The 16,153-nt window shown below is 59.6% G+C and carries 15 protein-coding genes; 8 read left to right on the forward strand and 7 right to left on the reverse strand.

Annotated features, from left to right (window positions below; genetic code table 11):
• The first annotated feature begins 75 nt into the window (after positions 1–75).
• Entirely contained in the window at positions 76–717 is a 642-nt protein-coding gene (locus CEJ42_RS00425) for a GntR family transcriptional regulator (protein ID WP_088749726.1), read from the forward strand.
• 228 nt (positions 718–945) lie between these two features.
• Here the strand turns inward: CEJ42_RS00425 and CEJ42_RS00430 are convergent, their stop codons facing one another.
• Positions 946–1,875, reverse strand: a complete 930-nt coding sequence (locus CEJ42_RS00430) for an AraC family transcriptional regulator (protein ID WP_088749727.1) — start codon at positions 1,873–1,875, stop codon at positions 946–948.
• A 126-nt stretch (positions 1,876–2,001) separates the two neighbouring features.
• On the opposite strand from CEJ42_RS00430, the gene CEJ42_RS00435 reads away from it, so the two are divergent.
• Positions 2,002–2,745: an SDR family oxidoreductase gene (locus CEJ42_RS00435; RefSeq protein WP_088749728.1), complete on the forward strand. Its 744-nt coding sequence runs from the start codon at positions 2,002–2,004 to the stop codon at positions 2,743–2,745.
• 16 nt (positions 2,746–2,761) lie between these two features.
• Here CEJ42_RS00435 and CEJ42_RS00440 read toward each other — a convergent pair whose 3' ends face one another.
• Positions 2,762–3,484 (reverse strand): alpha/beta fold hydrolase, encoded by a 723-nt coding sequence (locus tag CEJ42_RS00440; protein ID WP_088749729.1) that lies wholly within the window; start codon positions 3,482–3,484, stop codon positions 2,762–2,764.
• Positions 3,485–3,630: 146 nt separating this feature from the next.
• Here CEJ42_RS00440 and CEJ42_RS00445 point away from each other — a divergent pair, with 146 nt between their 5' ends.
• The gene (locus tag CEJ42_RS00445; RefSeq protein WP_088749730.1) at positions 3,631–5,022 is read left to right on the forward strand and encodes an aminotransferase-like domain-containing protein; all 1,392 of its coding nucleotides are present in this window, start codon (positions 3,631–3,633) and stop codon (positions 5,020–5,022) included.
• A gap of 3 nt (positions 5,023–5,025) precedes the next feature.
• Here CEJ42_RS00445 and CEJ42_RS00450 read toward each other — a convergent pair whose 3' ends face one another.
• The 3 genes from CEJ42_RS00450 to CEJ42_RS00460 form a co-directional block, all read right to left on the reverse strand.
• The gene (locus CEJ42_RS00450) at positions 5,026–5,811 is read right to left on the reverse strand and encodes an alpha/beta fold hydrolase (protein WP_088749731.1); all 786 of its coding nucleotides are present in this window, start codon (positions 5,809–5,811) and stop codon (positions 5,026–5,028) included.
• Positions 5,812–5,901: 90 nt separating this feature from the next.
• Positions 5,902–6,252 carry a Tn3 family transposase post-transcriptional regulator TnpC gene (gene tnpC / locus CEJ42_RS00455; protein ID WP_088749732.1) on the reverse strand — a complete coding sequence of 117 codons (351 nt, stop codon included), beginning with the start codon at positions 6,250–6,252 and terminating at the stop codon, positions 5,902–5,904.
• On the reverse strand, positions 6,249–9,263 hold the full coding sequence (locus CEJ42_RS00460; protein WP_088749733.1) for a Tn3 family transposase: 3,015 nt from the start codon (positions 9,261–9,263) through the stop codon (positions 6,249–6,251). The genes tnpC and CEJ42_RS00460 overlap by 4 nt, the downstream gene beginning before the upstream one ends.
• A 259-nt stretch (positions 9,264–9,522) precedes the next feature.
• Between CEJ42_RS00460 and CEJ42_RS24355 the strand changes: the two genes are divergently transcribed.
• The 3 genes from CEJ42_RS24355 to CEJ42_RS00470 all read left to right on the forward strand — a co-directional run bounded on the left by CEJ42_RS24355 (position 9,523) and on the right by CEJ42_RS00470 (position 10,961).
• Positions 9,523–9,741, forward strand: a complete 219-nt coding sequence (locus CEJ42_RS24355) for a hypothetical protein (RefSeq protein WP_129587654.1) — start codon at positions 9,523–9,525, stop codon at positions 9,739–9,741.
• A 132-nt stretch (positions 9,742–9,873) separates the two neighbouring features.
• The gene (locus CEJ42_RS00465; RefSeq protein WP_061286760.1) at positions 9,874–10,458 is read left to right on the forward strand and encodes a 3'-5' exonuclease; all 585 of its coding nucleotides are present in this window, start codon (positions 9,874–9,876) and stop codon (positions 10,456–10,458) included.
• An 11-nt stretch (positions 10,459–10,469) separates the two neighbouring features.
• The gene (locus CEJ42_RS00470; protein ID WP_088750179.1) at positions 10,470–10,961 is read left to right on the forward strand and encodes a 3'-5' exonuclease family protein; all 492 of its coding nucleotides are present in this window, start codon (positions 10,470–10,472) and stop codon (positions 10,959–10,961) included.
• Between the two features lie 27 nt (positions 10,962–10,988).
• Here the strand turns inward: CEJ42_RS00470 and CEJ42_RS00475 are convergent, their stop codons facing one another.
• Together CEJ42_RS00475 and CEJ42_RS00480 are read right to left on the reverse strand one after the other, a co-directional pair.
• Complete coding sequence (locus tag CEJ42_RS00475; protein WP_088749734.1) at positions 10,989–12,368, reverse strand: heavy metal sensor histidine kinase; 1,380 nt, start codon at positions 12,366–12,368, stop codon at positions 10,989–10,991.
• Positions 12,365–13,060 carry a heavy metal response regulator transcription factor gene (locus CEJ42_RS00480; RefSeq protein WP_088750180.1) on the reverse strand — a complete coding sequence of 232 codons (696 nt, stop codon included), beginning with the start codon at positions 13,058–13,060 and terminating at the stop codon, positions 12,365–12,367. Before CEJ42_RS00480 ends, CEJ42_RS00475 begins: the two co-directional genes overlap by 4 nt.
• 150 nt (positions 13,061–13,210) lie before the next feature.
• Here CEJ42_RS00480 and CEJ42_RS00485 point away from each other — a divergent pair, with 150 nt between their 5' ends.
• Positions 13,211–15,094, forward strand: a complete 1,884-nt coding sequence (locus tag CEJ42_RS00485; RefSeq protein ID WP_061286755.1) for a copper resistance system multicopper oxidase — start codon at positions 13,211–13,213, stop codon at positions 15,092–15,094.
• A gap of 30 nt (positions 15,095–15,124) precedes the next feature.
• Entirely contained in the window at positions 15,125–16,132 is a 1,008-nt protein-coding gene (locus tag CEJ42_RS00490; RefSeq protein ID WP_088749735.1) for a copper resistance protein B, read from the forward strand.
• Positions 16,133–16,153: the final 21 nt, after the last annotated feature.

Consider the following 16,153-nt stretch of genomic DNA (forward strand, 5'->3'; position numbering starts at 1 on the left):
AAAATTCTGCTTCGGCGGATTCTATCTTCGTGCTTTTTCATCAAACAATAAGTTTTTTCATAGATTATCTATAAAATGAGCGAGGCAAAAACAGCCCCGGCAACCATCGTCGAGCGTATCGCCGACGCCTTGCGAACCCGCATCGTGCGCGGCGAAATCGCCGGCGGCGCGGCGCTTCGGCAGGACCATATCGCCGAGGAATTCCAGTCCAGCCACGTACCGGTGAGGGAAGCATTCCGCCAGCTGGAGGCGCAGGGGCTGGCGATCGCCTTGCCCCGTCGCGGCGTGCGCGTGACCGAGCTCGACCCGGTGGTCATCAAGGAAAACGTGGTGATGCGCGCCTCGCTGGAGCTGCTGGCGCTCAAGCACGGCGCGCCGCGCTTCTCGTCGCTGCACATCGATCGCCTGCAGGAGGCGCACGAGGCCTGTTCGCAGGCGGCCTCGCTGGTGGAGTGGGACGCGGCCAACAACCTGTTCCACGACATCCTCTCCAGCGAGTGCGGCATGCCGCGCCTGCTGGCGGTGCTGCGCCAGCTGCAGCTGACCAACTCGCGCTACCTGTTCTCGACCGGCATGAAACGCGGGTGGCAGCCGCGCTCCGACCACGACCACATGTTGATCATCGACGCCCTGAAGGAGAAGAAGACCGAGCGCGCGCTGCAACTGCTGAGCATGCACATCGGCACGATGGAGCGGGTCGGGTTCAAGGCGGGCTGAGCGGGCGGCGCCGTCCTTGCGGCAAGGGCGGCAAGCCGGGCGCCGTTCAAGCCCGCCCCAGCCCATCGGCCAGCGACGCCTTCGCCGTCTCCAACCAGCCGCCGGAGGCGGTGCGCGTATGCATCGGCGGCATCGCCGGACGCGACGACATCCAGCATGCGCTGGAAATGATTCGGGATACCTTGAGAGAATCGCCGCCGGTGAAGCCGGCGGTGGTGTAGGGCGCCGTCAGGAGGCTTGCAGCTGCTCCTGCACATAGCGCGACGGCGGCACGCCCACGTGCCGGCCGAAGGCCACGCTGAAGGTGCTGGCCGAGCTGTAGCCGACCTGCTGCGCCACCTCGGCCACGCCGGTTTCGCCGCGCAGCAGCAGGTTCTTGGCCAGCGCCATGCGCCAGGCCAGCAGGTATTCCATCGGCGCCACGCCGACCTCCCGACGGAAGCGCTCGAAGAAGGCCGAGCGCGACAATGCCGCTTCCTTGGCCAGCCGCGCCACGTTCCAGGCTTCGGCCGGGCTCTCGTGCATGCGCCTGATCGCCAGCGCCAGGCGCGGGTCGGCCAGGCCGCGCAGCAGGCCCGGCGAGGCGGCGCCGCCGGCATCGGCGCCCGAGCGCAGGGCCTCGATCAGCAACACCTCCAGCAAGCGCGCCAGCACCACCTCGCGCGCCGGGCGCTGGGCGCGGGACTCGTCTCCCACCAGCCGCACCAGCGTGGCCAGCCGCTGCTCGCCGCGCACGATCACCAGCCGCGGCAGCAGCGACACCAGCAGCGCCGAATCGGGCGAATCGAAGACGCAATGCCCGACCAGGAAGCGCGCCTCGGGCTCGGCATCGGGCCAGCCCAGGCGAAATTCGCCGTTCAGCAATTGCAGGGGCGGGTTGTCGTCGCTGAACTCGGGGCCGTCCGAGGCTTGCAGGCTGGCCATGGCGAAACCCTGCATCGACGGCGCCAGCACGAAGTCGCCGGCGTGCAGGACGATTTCCCGCTCGTCGTCCAGCAGCACGCGGCAGGCGCCTTCAAGGATGGCGCCGTAGAAGGACTGGCCCGGATCGGTGCGTCTCACCCGCCAGGGCCCGGCGCCGGACACGGTCTTGGAAAAGCGCGCGGCGGGCCGCAGCAGCGTGACGAATTCGGCCAGCGGATCGACTGCGTCGAGCATGATTGGACTATTACAAAAGGAAATTGGACTTTTTATTGTAGCAAGTCCTGCCGATGGATCCTATGCTGGCGTCTCTGTGCCTGCGCTCATGTCGACCGCAGCGCCAACCCATCAAGGAGCCCCCGCATGAAAACCATTCTGATCACCGGCTGTTCGTCCGGCTTTGGCCTGGAAATCGCCCGCTACTTTCTCCAGCGCGACTGGAACGTCATCGCCACCATGCGCACGCCGCGCAACGACCTGCTGCCGGCCTCGCCGAACCTGCGCATCCTGGCGCTGGACGTCGGCGACGAGGCCAGCATCCGCGCCGCCGTCGCGGCCGCCGGCCAGGTCGACGTGCTGGTCAACAATGCCGGCGTCGGCCTGCTGGGCGCGGTGGAGGCCATCACCATGGACAAGGTGCGCGAGATCTTCGAGACCAATACCCTGGGCACCATCGCCATGACGCAGGCGGTGCTGCCGCAGATGCGCGAGCGCAAGTCGGGCGTGGTGGTCAACGTGACCTCCAGCGTGACGCTGAAGTCGCTGCCGCTGCTGGCGGTCTATACCGGCAGCAAGACCGCGGTGAACGGGTTCACCGAGTCGCTGGCGCTGGAACTGGAACCGTTCGGCGTGCAGGTGCGGCTGGTGCTGCCGGGCCGGTCGCCCAGCACGAAATTCGCCGAGAACGCGCGCTCGCGCATGGACGGCAACCTGCCGGAAGCCTATGGCGCCATCGCGGCGGCCGTGTTCGAAAACTTCCAGGACGATTCGCAGGTGACCTACGCCAGGGACGTGGCCGAGGCCGTCTGGCGCGCCGCCACCGACCCGGCCTCGCCGATGCGTATTCCGGCCGGCGAGGACGCCATCGCCTGGGCAAGCCAGGCCTGAGACCAGCCCCGGGGGCTCAGACCTCGGTCACCAGACGGTGCAGCATCTCGGCCGTCTCGGTCGGGCGCGAGAGGAAGGGCGAGTGGCTGCTGTCGAGCTCCTTGATGCGCGCGCAGCCCGAGCGCGCCGCCATCACCCGTTGCAGCACCGGGTCGATGGCGCGGTCGCGGGTGCAGACGATGTAGCTCTTGGGCACCTTGCCGTAACGCTCCTCGGTCAGCTCGACCGGGGTCACGATGGGGGCGATGGCCTGCGCCTGGAACTGCGGCGCGGCCCAGGCGGCGACCGCGTGCGGCGCGTCGTGCATGAAGGTGTCCACGCGCGAGGACGGCCGGGTGCTGGCGGCGACGCTGTCGCCGTCTGCCTCCACCGGCGACATCCGGCGCGGCGGCGCCAGGTCCGACAGCGAGCTCAGCGCGTCGCCGTTGCCGGGCACGAAGGCGCACATGTAGATGATGCGCGCCAGGCTGTCCGCCGCCTTTTCGGCCGCCGCGGTGACGGCGATGCCGCCCATGCCGTGGCCCACCAGCGTGACCCGTTTGCCGATCGCCCTGATCGCGCGCAGGATGGCGTCGGCGTACATCGGCAGCGTGACCTCGCCCAGCGGCGTGGTGTCGGCGCCGCTGCCGGGCAGGTCCATTGTATGGACCTCGTGCCCGCGCATGTTCAGCTCCGCGCTGACGGCGGGCCACACCCATTTGCCTTGCCAGGTGTCGTGAACCAACAGGAAGTTGGCCATGTGATTCTCCTTGTTCGTGCGTCTGGATGCGGTCGGCGATGTATGGATTTGTATTTTTGTAAAATCCATACTAACATCTGGAATACAGCGCAACAATCCAGACAAAACCCCTACATACGCCATCAACACCGCATCGGAATACCAGCATGGGACGAGGCAGCATCGCATTGGAATGGGTCAGCGAATTCACCGCCGACGGCGGGCCGCGCTACCTGCAGATTGTCGGCTTCATGGAACAGGCGATCTCCGAGGAGCTGCTGAAACCGGGCGACCGCCTGCCGCCGCAACGCCTGCTGGCCGAGCGGCTGGGCGTGGACCTGACCACGGTGACGCGCGCCTACACCGAAGCGCGCCGCCGCAACCTGCTGGAGGCGCGGGGCGCCGCCGGCACCTTCATCGCCGCGCCGCGCGTGGACCTGACGCAGGTGATCGACCTGTCGATGAACATACCTCCGCCGCCGGCCGGCATCGACCTCGACGACGTGCTGCGCCAGGGGGTGTCGCAGGTGCTGATGCACAGCGATGTCGACCTGCTGATGACCTATCACCTGGGCGGCGGCAGCAGCGCCGACCGCGCGGCCGGCGCGATGTGGCTGCACGCCATGCTGGGCGCGCTGGATGAGGAGAGGGTGCTGGCCTGTTCGGGCGCGCAGTCGGCGCTGGCGGCGCTGATCCTGTCGCAGACGCAGCCGGGCGAGGCGATCCTGGCCGAGCCGCTGACGTATCCGGGACTGCTGACGGCGGCCGCGCAACTGGGGCGGCACGTGGTGGCGGTCGACATCGACGGCGACGGCATGCGGCCGGACTTGCTGGAGACGCTGGCGCGCCGGCACCGGGCGCGGCTGGTCTACCTGAATCCCACGCTGCAAAATCCAACCACCCACACCATGCCCGCGGCGCGGCGCATCGAGATCGCTTCGATGGCCGAGAAGCTGGACCTGCGCCTCATCGAGGACGACCCGTACTGGCTGTTCAGCCCGAACGCCCCGAAACCTTTGGCGCACTATGCGCCGCGCCATGTGTTCTACGTGTCGACGCTGTCGAAGTGCCTGTTGCCCGGCCTGCGCACCGCCTATGTGGTCACGCCCGAGGGCATGCCGCAGGACGAAGTGCTGGGCGCGCTGCGTTCTTTCGTGCTGATGTCCACGCCGCTGATGACGTCGTTGACCACGCAATGGATACACGACGGCACCGCCGCCTCCTTGCTGGAAGGCATCCGCACCGAGGCCTGGGCGCGCCAGGAGCTGGCGCATCGCACGCTGGGCGACGCCGGCCTGGCGCAGTCCGGCGGCATCCACATCTGGAAGGCGCTGCCGGCGCACTGGCGCGGCGCCGACTTCGTGCAGAAGGCGCGCGCCGAGGGGCTTAATGTGGTGTCGCACGAGGCCTTCCGCACGGCGACCGGAGACACCCCGGGCGCGCCGGCGCATATCCGCATCTCGCTGGGCCGCTCGCGCAGCCGCTTCGAGCTGGTCAATGCGCTGCGGCGGCTGGCCGAACTGGCCCAGCGCCGCCGGCAGCGCGAGGTGGTGGTGTAAGCCTTACTTCGCGGGCGCGTTGTTGGCCGCTTCCAGGATCAGGCCGGCGATCTCGTCCGGGTGCGACAGCATGGACACGTGCGAAGACGCCACTTCGATGGTCTTGGCCTTCATGCGCGCGGCCAGGAATCGCTCCAGCTCCGGCGACGTGGTGCGGTCGTTGGTCGACACCGCGTACCAGGTCGGCTTGCTGCGCCATGCGGCCTGGGTGATGCGCGAGGCGAACAGGGTGTCCGAGATGCGGCCCTGCACCGCCGACAGGGCACGGGCCTTGACCGGATCGACGTCGCCGGCGAAGTCGCGCACGAAGGCCTGCTCGCTCAGCTGGGCGAAGCCGTTGGCCTTGACCAGTCCGGCCGATGCCGGCGGCGTCGGGAACCTGGCGGCCAGCGCACCGTAATCTTCACCCGCATCCGGCGCGCGCGCCGCGACATACACCAGGCCTGCCACCTTGGGGTCGGTGCCCGCTTCGCTGATTACCGTACCCGCCCACGAATGGCCCACCAGGATGGTCGGGCCGTCCTGCAGCGCCAGGATGCGTTTGGTCGCTTCCACGTCGTCGGCCAGCGAGGACAGCGGATTTTGCACCGCGGTCACATGCAGGCCGGCCTTCTGCAGGCGTTCGATGACGTCGGTCCAGCAGGAGCCGTCGGCGTAGGCGCCGTGCACCAGCACCACGTTGCGGATGGCCGGCGCGGCCTCGGCGGCTGCCGCGCCGTGGGACAGCGAGAGCGCGGCGGCGGTGCCGGCGGCGGCGATGAGGGTCTTCAGGAATTGGCGTTTGATCATGATGGTTTCCTAGTCGGGGGGCAGCCGAGATAAGGCTAATGTTCATACATAAGCCTAAAAGTAATAAAAGCATGCTTCTTTATAACTGATTCAATCTTTTGGTGCGAGTGCCTCAAGGGGCTCTATTGATCGCTGCCAACCACGCATAACCCCTACGATGCGTTGAACGCAGCTGATTGTGTCAAATACCATCTCTGGCAATGAGTCCTCCCCTGTCGGCACAGAGAGACCCGCGCCGTTTAAGACGGTGTGTGCCATCCCATGCAGGCGAAGTAATTCGTCGCGCAGTCCATCCTCTGAACGCAGCAAATCTATGACCTTATCAAGTTCGTCGACGATAGTTAATAAAGCCGAAGTGTCGAATTCCTGCTGAAGTTTCTTTAGGGCATCGTTATCTACCAGGCCATAGGCAGTTTTTATGGTTTCGTGTTCTTTAGTCATGCGACTCCCTCTGCGCCTTTCGGTGCTTCCGCCCTCGCTCTTTTTGCAGCCTGTTTGAATAGTGCCTCCTTAAGCCAAGCCTCCGGCGGACGCTTCATATCAAGGAAATAATTTCCGAAGCGTTTGACGCCCGTCGTGCCATATGGGCTCATATATGTTGCATCTTCAACGGCAATTTGCTCACCTTCTGCATAAAGCTCCTGGATAATTCGCATCATATCCACCGTGTTCTGCAAAATGACTGCGGAAGCCACCAGGTCGATATATCTCACTCTCTTTTGCTGCTCGTTCAAGTCGTTTTCGGTGATGACGTCACCGCCAAAATCGAGCCATTTGGTGAACGCATGGTAAGACTCGATTTTGTTGGTCGTAGCAGTTACTTCTTGACGCATCTCCTTTTGCGAGATCCAGCGTAACAGGTAGATGGTGCGCAGTACTCTGCCCAGCTCCCTTGCAGCCGCAAAGAGTCGATTGTGGCGGCCGTCATGACTCAATTTTCGAAGGAGCATCGGAGACGCCACCTTTCCTTGCTGGATCGAGATCGCTACTTGCATGAGATCTTGCCAGTGGTTCTGGATTAATTTCCAGTCAACAACATCGCTAAATAGCCTGTCGATGTGCTTGTACTTAGTGGTCTTGTCCGCTTTATAGAATTTCAGATCCTTCCAGTTACGAATTCGAGGCATTAGCTGGATGCCATTCAGATAGGTGAATGCAAATACGACCTCAGACTGTCCGTGCGTGTCGGAATAGACCGTATCAGGCTGGACGCTTAGACCCGCTTTCATCAGACCTTCAATGACATATATCGCTTCCAGCATTCCCGGCGGAATAAAACTGCGGAAATTTGCGATGTAATTATCTGCCACATGGCGATATGCCACGGCCCCCATCCGCTTGTATCGGAAGTGCATGCCTACAAGCAGATTTTGTTCGTAAAAATCGTATTGTGTGCCGTCAGCGGCCACCTTCGTTCCATCGCCCCAGAGTTTCGGAAGTTCCAATCGAAGGTACAGCTCCGTAAGGTCGCGACAAGCGTTGTCTAGTTGTTCCAGGCTCATGTGGCGCTGGTTGACATAGGAAAGCTGATGAGGAGTGACGCCATTGGACAGATGTCGAGCGGCTTGATGTGGCCCAAGGTTACATCCCATTGCGAACACGGTCAGCAGGTAACGCTCGCGAGCATTGCGTAATTTGGGATCGTCACCGGACTGCGGCCCGAAATTACGCGTGAACCCTGTCCAATGCTCAATGTTGGCGAGGATGTCGAGCAGATTGCGAGGCACGAGTCGGCTGTCTATCGCAGCTTGCAGCGCAATGGCTGAGGCAGGAATCTCGCGGGCGGTGACGCGCCTCAAAGTCGGTTCCCCATTGGCACCGATCGATACGTCGCCGGCGTGCTGAGGAAATTCGCTATCCACCTGCGCAGCCGTGTCCGCCAACATGCTTTTGAGGTTTTCGACGAAGGCTTGAGGATTGGCCGAGATACCAATCCGGTCGCAATAATCTGGGAGTAGTGCCTCGCACTCCTTCCAGGAAAGAAGCTGGCCACGGTAATCTGCAAATGTACCAGCACCTTCGATACACACATCGCCACTACGCAGATCACTGGCCAGATGGGAGAAGACGCAGACTTCTAAGTAACGGCGATTAGTTGGGTTTCCAAGGCCGTGAGAACGGCGGACAAGTTTATGCCATCGTTCTGAAGCAAACGATAGATCCACCTCATCGGCGATCCATTCTGCTTTCCGGTGTTCGTTCTCCATTACGATATCCAAAGCTTTGAGAAGAGCCTTGTCCTGCGTTGCGGGATGAAAAGCCAGCACCTTCGCCATCTGGAACATGGCAGCGCGCCAAGATTTGAAAGGCTTCCATAGCAACGGAAGATGATTTCCTCCGCTCCAGACTCGGATTGCCTCACAATCGCCCTGTAGCCGTTCCAAGCTGCCATGTGGGGCCAAGAGGTCGCGGATACGCCTTCCTGTCGGAGCATCTTCCATACCTTCGGCGAGAATCTCCACAACCTGTTCTAAGGTTGCGACAAGCTCTTCACTGAGCTCCCGCTGCCGCGCCTGCAGAATCTGCAATTCTTCTCGCGCGCTTTTATGAATGGCGCTGATGCGTCGAATGAACATCTCGGCAATGTCATCTCGGGCACCGATCCGCATGTGATGAATGAGGGCAAGAATAAGCGTTTGTCTTTTCCCTGGGTTGTAATCTTTCATTTCGGCCGCATCGAGGACGGCTGCACGGTCGGAGAGATGTCGCAATTTGTTGGCCGGAACATCTTCCAACAGCGTTCCGGGATCAGGCAATGACTCCAGCCAATTTAGCTGGTCCAACACTAAATCGAGATGCTTTCGAGAAGCCTTCTTAGCAGAGCGTTTGATCTGGTGATAAAGGGATCGGCGCTGTGGTAGTTCCGTATCTAGAAGACCATCAAGCCATTGCCTTTGGGCAGAGGACAATCGTTGGGAGATCTTTTTGTAGAGAGCAGATTCCACTGCTGCGTGAGCCTTTTCGGCAATAGTGTCCAGGGTGCTGAACGCAGGAAGTTCGTACCCTAACCGTACCAATTCCTCTACCGTGATATTGATGATGTCTACGCGAGTATCAACGATGGCGGCGGCGCGTTGCGAGATCTCGACAGTGATGGGCCTGGTCTTAACATGCTCATATGGCGTTACCCCAAGTAGCGTGCGAATTGCCTTGTGATGGCGATAAGGGGATATGTTCGAGTCGGGGTATGAAATTGCGTGGACAGGCTGCATACCGAGACTCGCAGAAATATGCTCCACGACTTCCTGGGGAATAGCATCAATGGCAGGAAAGTAGCGCAAAAACTGGAAGCATTTCAGATTCACCAGTAATGCCAGGCGCCGAGGCGCGGAGCGGGCGAAACCGGCTGCCCATTCCATTTCTTCAGGCCGCGGTGTGAAGGTTGCATGAAGATCTTTAAGTGTCAGCGTACGTGGAAATCTAGGATACGCAGTCCGTTCGATACTGGCCATGGTAAGGGGGATCCTTGGCAGGGTCGTTCAAAGGCGAAATCGTTGATAATTCGAGGTGACATCAACTGGCTTCCCGGACATTGCATCAGCCGCAGCTTCGTTGTCAATGGCAAGTTTTCACACTCTCAGATATCCTTTGCTGGTTGAGCAGACTCAAGTCACGACATGAATAAATTGTGACCACGAGATGCTATAAACTGTGGGACGAAATGCCCCAAAACATGATCGTTTCTGATCAAAACTGCACAATCGAGCTTGTATGAAAAAACGTCAAACCTACTCGACCATCCTCGAACGCGGCGGCAAAGTCTCGTGGCCGAAGGCATTGACGGACTGGAAGATAGGTCAACGTGTTTTCCTATCCATTAAGGACGGTGCCATTGCAGTGACTACCCGGCCGACGCGCTCAATGGACGGCCGAATATTTTCCACTCGCGTCAGCCGCAAATACAGCAGCAAACATTTCTCAGCTAGCTGATAGCTACCAGCTAGTTCAAAATTGAGCCGGCTCAAGTTGCGAAAGCAACTACCCCTTTAGTCACTAAAGGCGGGAAATTTCGCATGCGAAATTGTTCTCCACGCCGGACCATAGCCATCATCAGAGGATAACGTGGCAAGAATTCTCGTAGTCGACCTGGAAGCGACCTGTTCGGACGACGGCAGCATCCCGCCGGAAGAGATGGAAATCATTGAAATCGGTGCCTGCTGGGCCACCGAAGGTGGCTTGGTGCTTGAGCGGTTTCAGCACTTGGTCAGGCCGCTGGCGCAACCGATACTCACACCATTTTGCAAGCAGTTGATCGGCATCACGCAAGAAGAAGTGGATCAGGCGCCACTGTTTCCTGTTGCCGCGCAGGCGCTTCGGGCCTTCGTCAACGACGTGGTGTCGACCGATACTGTCTGGATGAGCTGGGGAAACTACGATTGCAAGCAACTGACCAGGGACGCCCAGCGCCACGGGATCGCGATGCCTTTGGTCATGCCCCACCAGAATGCTAAGCGACTGTTTGCGAAGGCTCAACGCATTGGCAAGGAAGTTGGCATGGTTCGAGCATGCGCGCTGACCGGGATCAGCCTAGAGGGGCAGCATCATCGCGGGTTGGATGATGCAATCAATATCGCCAAGCTGATGCCATGGGTATTGGGACATGCCACGCTTGCGGACCAGCATCAAGCCAGTGCGGTTGTTTCGTAAGGGACCAGATGATGCCATTCAACGTATTCATCGACACCGAGTTCACCGATTTTCTCGATCCGCAGTTGATCAGCATCGGTCTGGTCGCACAAAGCGGCGAGGAGTTTTACGCCGAGCTCCCCTACGAGGTTCGGGAATGCAGCGAGTTCGTCAAGGCTGCGGTCCTTCCGCTCTTGGGATACGCACCACATGCGGAAATGACCAAAGATGAGCTTCGCCTTCAGATGACCAATTGGCTCAGGCTGGTACGGCCGAAGGACCAAGAAGTCTTCATTTGCTACGACTACCAGACGGATTGGGATCTCTTCTACGATGTATTGGATGGACGGGTGCCGCCATGGTGTCGCCGCCGGCTTGTTGCTGACCGTATCAATGAGCTATTGCGGTACGAGTTCCACAAGCAGAATGAGCTGCCCGAGCACCACGCCCTCAATGACGCCAGGGCAAATTGCTACGCTTTTCGTGAACTGCCTCCGGCCTCTGCAGGCGAAACCATCGCTTAGATCGTCGGGACAGCACTGGAGACGCTGCTAGAACGTCATATTAGGGAATCGCAGAGTGAAGCGCGTTTTTCCCTGTGACGAGTGTACGGTGACGTCCCCTTGGTGGGCCCGCATAATAGCCTGCGTGATGGATAAGCCTAATCCAGCGGAATCGGTATCAAGCTTGGTGCGGGACTTGTCTGCTCGGTAGAACCGATCAAACAAGTGAGGAAGATGCTCCGCCGGGATCTCCGGGCCGTCATTCTCGACGGCTACCAGCACGTCGCCGTCAGACCTCGCTATCGACACTGCGATGCTTCCGGCCGCTGGCGTGTAGCGCATGGCATTGGAGATCAGGTTGCTCAACGCGCGGCGGACCATCAGACGATCTCCCCTGACGATGGCATCGCCCGTCAACTGCAGATTCACGCCTTTTTCCTCTGCCAAGGCATCATAGAAGTCTAAAAGCTCGGTAATTTCCTCCTGGAGCTTGAGCGGCTCATGGCTCGGCAGGCTGATACCGTTTTCCGTCTGGGCCAGGAACAGCATGTCGGAAATGGTTCTGGCCAGCCGCTGCAGTTCCTCGGCGTTCGAGGAAAGTGTGTCCCGGTAGGCCTCATTGGTGCGCTGCTGGGTCAAGACCACATCCGTTTGCGTGAGCAAGTTGGTGATTGGCGTGCGCAGCTCGTGGGCGATATCGGTCGAAAAGTTGGTGATGCGATGGAAGTCTTGCTGGAGACGTTCCAGCATGGCATTCAGCTTGGCCGCCAGGTCGGCGATTTCAACCGGCAACGTCTCGATGGGCATGCGTTCGCCAAAGTTATGCGAAGAAACGGCTTGCACTTTATCCGACATCGCTCGTAGCGGGGCTAACCCACGCCGAGCGGCCCACCAGCTGAGCAAGACCACAATCACTGCGGATCCCGCCACATACAAAATCAACGTCGTCTGGAAATTGCGCATGAAGTGGTCATGGATTTCCGTATCGACCGCAACAATGACTTCCAGCTGCTCGCCGCTTTTGTCGTCCTTCAAGTAGGCTTTGATCGCCTGAAATTCCTGATTCTGGCCTGCATCGACGGAGAACGAATGACTGCTGGCTACACGTTTGGCTGCCGCCAGGATTGGCTGGGTCGCGTCGGCAAGGGTCGAATACATGGGCCGGCCATCGATCGAACTGATGTGAACGAAAAAGCCCGGGTGATTGTGCAATGCTTCGCCGAACGTGCTGGTAATGGCACCGGCACCGCGCTCGTTGACCACCATGCGGATGAGCTCAAGCTCCTTTTCAAGCAGCTGTTCGTCCTGATCGGTGAAGTGCTTGGCCACGGTGGACATGATGAGCAGCCCAAGCCCCACCAGCACAACCGTAGATGCCAGGGCAAACAGCGCAGTGAGGCGAACGGTCAGGGACCGTTGGCGAATCACGCGGCGCTCCCGGGCGTGTCAGCATCATCCAGAATGTATCCCACTCCACGTACTGTCAAAATCAGCTTGTGCTCGAAACCGTCATCTACCTTGGCTCGCAGGCGTCGGATGGCCACATCGATGACGTTGGAGTCACTATTGAAATTGATGTCCCAGATCTGGGATGCGATCAGTGAACGAGGCAGCACCTCACCACGGCGCCGTGCCAAGAATTCCAGTAACGCGAACTCCTTGCTCGTGAGTACCAACTTTCGGCCACCTCTGCTGGCGGAGCGTCGCGGGAGATCGAGCACCAGGTCAGCGACCGTCAAACGATCTTGCAGCACCACGTTGCTACCCCGGCGCAGCAAGGTGCGTACCCTGGCAAGCAGCTCAGAGAAGGCAAATGGTTTGACGAGATAGTCGTCTGCGCCCATTTCTAGGCCCTTGACTCTGTCGGAGACACTATCCCGCGCCGTCAGGAACAAGACCGGCACAGTCTTTTTGGCGTCACGAAGCGACTGGACGATACGCCAGCCATCCACATCGGGCAGCATGACGTCCAGGACGATCAAATCATAAGCTTCTGTCATGGCCAGGTGGTAGCCGTCCAGGCCATTCTTTGCCAAATCGACAACAAATCCAGCTTCGCTAAGTCCGCGCTGAATGTATTCGCCCGTTTTGGGCTCATCTTCGACCACAAGAAGTTTCATTTTGAGAACACATAAGAAGATAGACACATGGTACGTCCAGTTCGCAAAGATGACGCGATCATTACAGGAATGTAATGCGCGGGTAATCCGACTGATCGCCAACTCTACTTATCATCAGCGCCATATCCCCATTTCGGAGAGATTCATCCTATGTCGAACTCATCGTCCCCTTTGAACTCCCGCCGCCGTTTTGTCAAAGGGTTGGCCGCTGGAGGTGTCCTTTTGGGACTGTCGTCGCGCGCCATGCAATCGATGGCGCAGGTGGCTGAAAACCCAGCGAGCCCTTCGGCGGCGCCCATTCTCACAGGTAATGTATTTGACCTGGTGATCGCAGAATCGCCAGTCAATTTCACGGGCAAACAGACCGTCGCTACGACGATCAACGGCTCCCTGCCGGGACCTACGTTGCGCTGGAAAGAAGGCGAAATGGTCACCATCAACGTCACCAATAAGCTGCGGGAACACACCTCCATCCACTGGCACGGCATTATTTTGCCGTTCCAGATGGATGGCGTGCCAGGCATCAGCTTTGCTGGCATCGCTCCTGGCGAGACCTTCACGTACAAATTCAAGGTCAAGCAAAGCGGCACCTACTGGTATCACTCCCACTCGGGGATGCAAGAACAAACCGGGATGTACGGCGCTATCGTCATCGATCCGGCGGATGCCGGTAAGAAGCTGGCAGATCGGGAGCATGTGATTCTGTTCTCTGACTGGATGGATGAAAATCCGATGTCGGTGCTCTCCAAGCTCAAGAAGCAAGGCGATTTCTACAATCTAAATCGCCTGACGGCCGGCGATTTTGTCCGCGACGCCCGCAAAGCTGGCGTGAAGGCAGCTATGGACAATCGTGCGATGTGGAATGAGATGCGCATGAACCCCACTGACCTGGGCGATTTGTCTGCGGCTGCCTTGACCTACCTAGCTAATGGCGTCACGCCGGCAGGCAACTGGACCGCATTGTTCAAGCCCGGTGAGAAAGTCCGCCTGCGCTGTATCAATGGATCTGGCAACACCTTCTATGACGTACGAATTCCCGGATTGAAGTTGAAGGTGGTTCAGGTCGACGGCGTGGATATCGAGCCGGTGAGCGTGGACGAATTCCGCTTCGGCCCGGGCGAAACCTGTGACGTGGTAGTCGAGCCCAAGGACGACGCATACACCGTGTTTGCCCAGTCCATGGAGCGTACTGGCTACGCTCGTGGCACGCTGGCAACTCGCGCCGGACTGACGGCACCGGTGCCCGCAGTCGACAAGCCGGAGTGGCTCAGCATGGGCGACATGATGGGCGACATGTCCTCGATGTCCGGTATGGATCATGGGGCTATGGGCCACATGAATCACGGTGCGATGGCGGGGATGTCCTCCATGAGCGGCATGGACTCGATGTCGAGCATGGATAGCATGGACAGTATGGAGTCCATGGACGGCAAAACTGGGGTGCAACCGATGCAGGGGATGGATCATAGCCAGCACCAGATGGCTCCGGCCAATCCTCTGAAGGTGCCCAGCAAGAAAGCTCGCCATGCCAAGACAGAATATGGTCCCAGCACCGACGCCCGGGTCGATAGTGCTCGTACCAATCTGGATGATCCAGGGGTTGGCTTACGTAACAATGGCCGCCGCGTACTGACCTTGGCCGACATGCACACGATTGGCGGCCCGCTCGACAACCGTGGCGCCGAGCGTGAAGTCGAACTGCATCTGACCGGCAATATGGAGCGTTACGCCTGGTCGCTTGATGGCTTGGAGTTCGGCAAGTCCACGCCCATTCATTTCCGCTATGGCGAACGCCTGCGTGTCATCCTGCATAACGACTCCATGATGACGCACCCTATGCACTTGCACGGGCTGTGGAGCGAGCTGGAGACGCCCAACGGGGATTTCCTCGCTCGACGTCACACCATTCCGGTACAGCCTGCCCAGCGTATCAGTTTCCTGGTCACAGCGGATGCTCTAGGCCGTTGGGCCTGGCATTGCCACCTCATGTACCACATGGATATGGGCATGTTCCGTGAAGTCGTCGTCAGCTAACCAGGACCTGCACCGAAAGGCATATTTAGAATGACTCTTACCCGCTATTCAACTCAGATTCTCCTACTGGCCCTTGCATCCGCGAGCATGAACGCAGCATTGGCCCAGTCTCACGAAGGCCATGCCGCGCCTGCGGCTGGCTCTACCTCCCAGCCGGCAGTTACTACTATGGATAGCATGGACTCCATGGACGGCGCCACTGCCAAAACGGCGGGATCAGTGGATCATGGGGCGATGAACCATGCCGGCATGAACCATGGTGGTATGGACATGGGTGGCATGGATATGGGCTCCAGCTCGACAGCGCCCGCGGATGCCCGTGATCCACATGGCTATTCCAATGGCTACACTCTCAATACGGGTCCCTATGCCCAGAAGGACACCAGCGCATTGATGATGTCGGACATGCATTCCTTCGGTTCCTTCCTGGTCGACCGCCTGGAGCGTGTTCATACTCGCAATGGGAACTCTGTGGCCTACGATACACAAGGCTGGGTCGGTAATTCGTACGACAAGTTCTACGTCAAAGCCGAAGGTGATATCGAACAAGGCCGCGTGGGCGATTCCCGTACCGAGTTGCTGTGGAGTCATGCGATTACGCCGTATTGGGACAGCCAGCTAGGACTGCGCGTCGACGTCGGCAGCAATAGACCAGGCCGCAATTGGCTCGCTTTCGGCGTTCACGGATTGGCCCCGTACTGGTTTGAAGTGGAAGCAACTGGCTACGTTGGAGAACAAGGGCGTACCGCCTTGCGCCTGGCCGCCGAATATGAAGTATTGCTGAACCAGCGCTGGGTACTTCAACCCCGCATCGAAGCCAACTTGTACGGAAAAGAAGATCCAGAGCTTGGCATCGGGCGTGGCCTGTCCAGTGCCGCCTTTGGTGTTCGACTGCGGTATGAACTTTCGCGTCAGTTCGCCCCTTACGTCGGCATCGAACGTACCCAGAGTTTTGGCCGTACAGCCAGTTTCGTACGTGGTGCCGGCGGCTATGTCGGTGAAACCAGGCTTGTGGCCGGCGTACGCATTTTGTTCTGAGTCTCCACTTTTATAACTCTC

Origin of the sequence: Herbaspirillum robiniae (assembly GCF_002213415.1) — a bacterium.
In the GTDB taxonomy this organism is placed as follows: Bacteria; Pseudomonadota; Gammaproteobacteria; order Burkholderiales; family Burkholderiaceae_D; genus Herbaspirillum; species Herbaspirillum robiniae.

Bases quoted from the DNA above. Each gene is read 5' to 3' on its own strand.
- CEJ42_RS00425 (WP_088749726.1), top strand. From the start codon at position 76: ATGAGCGAGGCAAAAACAGCCCCGGCAACCATCGTCGAGCGTATCGCC.
- CEJ42_RS00430 (WP_088749727.1), bottom strand. From the start codon at position 1,875: ATGCTCGACGCAGTCGATCCGCTGGCCGAATTCGTCACGCTGCTGCGG.
- CEJ42_RS00435 (WP_088749728.1), top strand. From the start codon at position 2,002: ATGAAAACCATTCTGATCACCGGCTGTTCGTCCGGCTTTGGCCTGGAA.
- CEJ42_RS00440 (WP_088749729.1), bottom strand. From the start codon at position 3,484: ATGGCCAACTTCCTGTTGGTTCACGACACCTGGCAAGGCAAATGGGTG.
- CEJ42_RS00445 (WP_088749730.1), top strand. From the start codon at position 3,631: ATGGGACGAGGCAGCATCGCATTGGAATGGGTCAGCGAATTCACCGCC.
- CEJ42_RS00450 (WP_088749731.1), bottom strand. From the start codon at position 5,811: ATGATCAAACGCCAATTCCTGAAGACCCTCATCGCCGCCGCCGGCACC.
- tnpC (WP_088749732.1), bottom strand. From the start codon at position 6,252: ATGACTAAAGAACACGAAACCATAAAAACTGCCTATGGCCTGGTAGAT.
- CEJ42_RS00460 (WP_088749733.1), bottom strand. From the start codon at position 9,263: ATGGCCAGTATCGAACGGACTGCGTATCCTAGATTTCCACGTACGCTG.
- CEJ42_RS24355 (WP_129587654.1), top strand. From the start codon at position 9,523: ATGAAAAAACGTCAAACCTACTCGACCATCCTCGAACGCGGCGGCAAA.
- CEJ42_RS00470 (WP_088750179.1), top strand. From the start codon at position 10,470: ATGCCATTCAACGTATTCATCGACACCGAGTTCACCGATTTTCTCGAT.
- CEJ42_RS00480 (WP_088750180.1), bottom strand. From the start codon at position 13,060: ATGAAACTTCTTGTGGTCGAAGATGAGCCCAAAACGGGCGAATACATT.
- CEJ42_RS00485 (WP_061286755.1), top strand. From the start codon at position 13,211: ATGTCGAACTCATCGTCCCCTTTGAACTCCCGCCGCCGTTTTGTCAAA.
- CEJ42_RS00490 (WP_088749735.1), top strand. From the start codon at position 15,125: ATGACTCTTACCCGCTATTCAACTCAGATTCTCCTACTGGCCCTTGCA.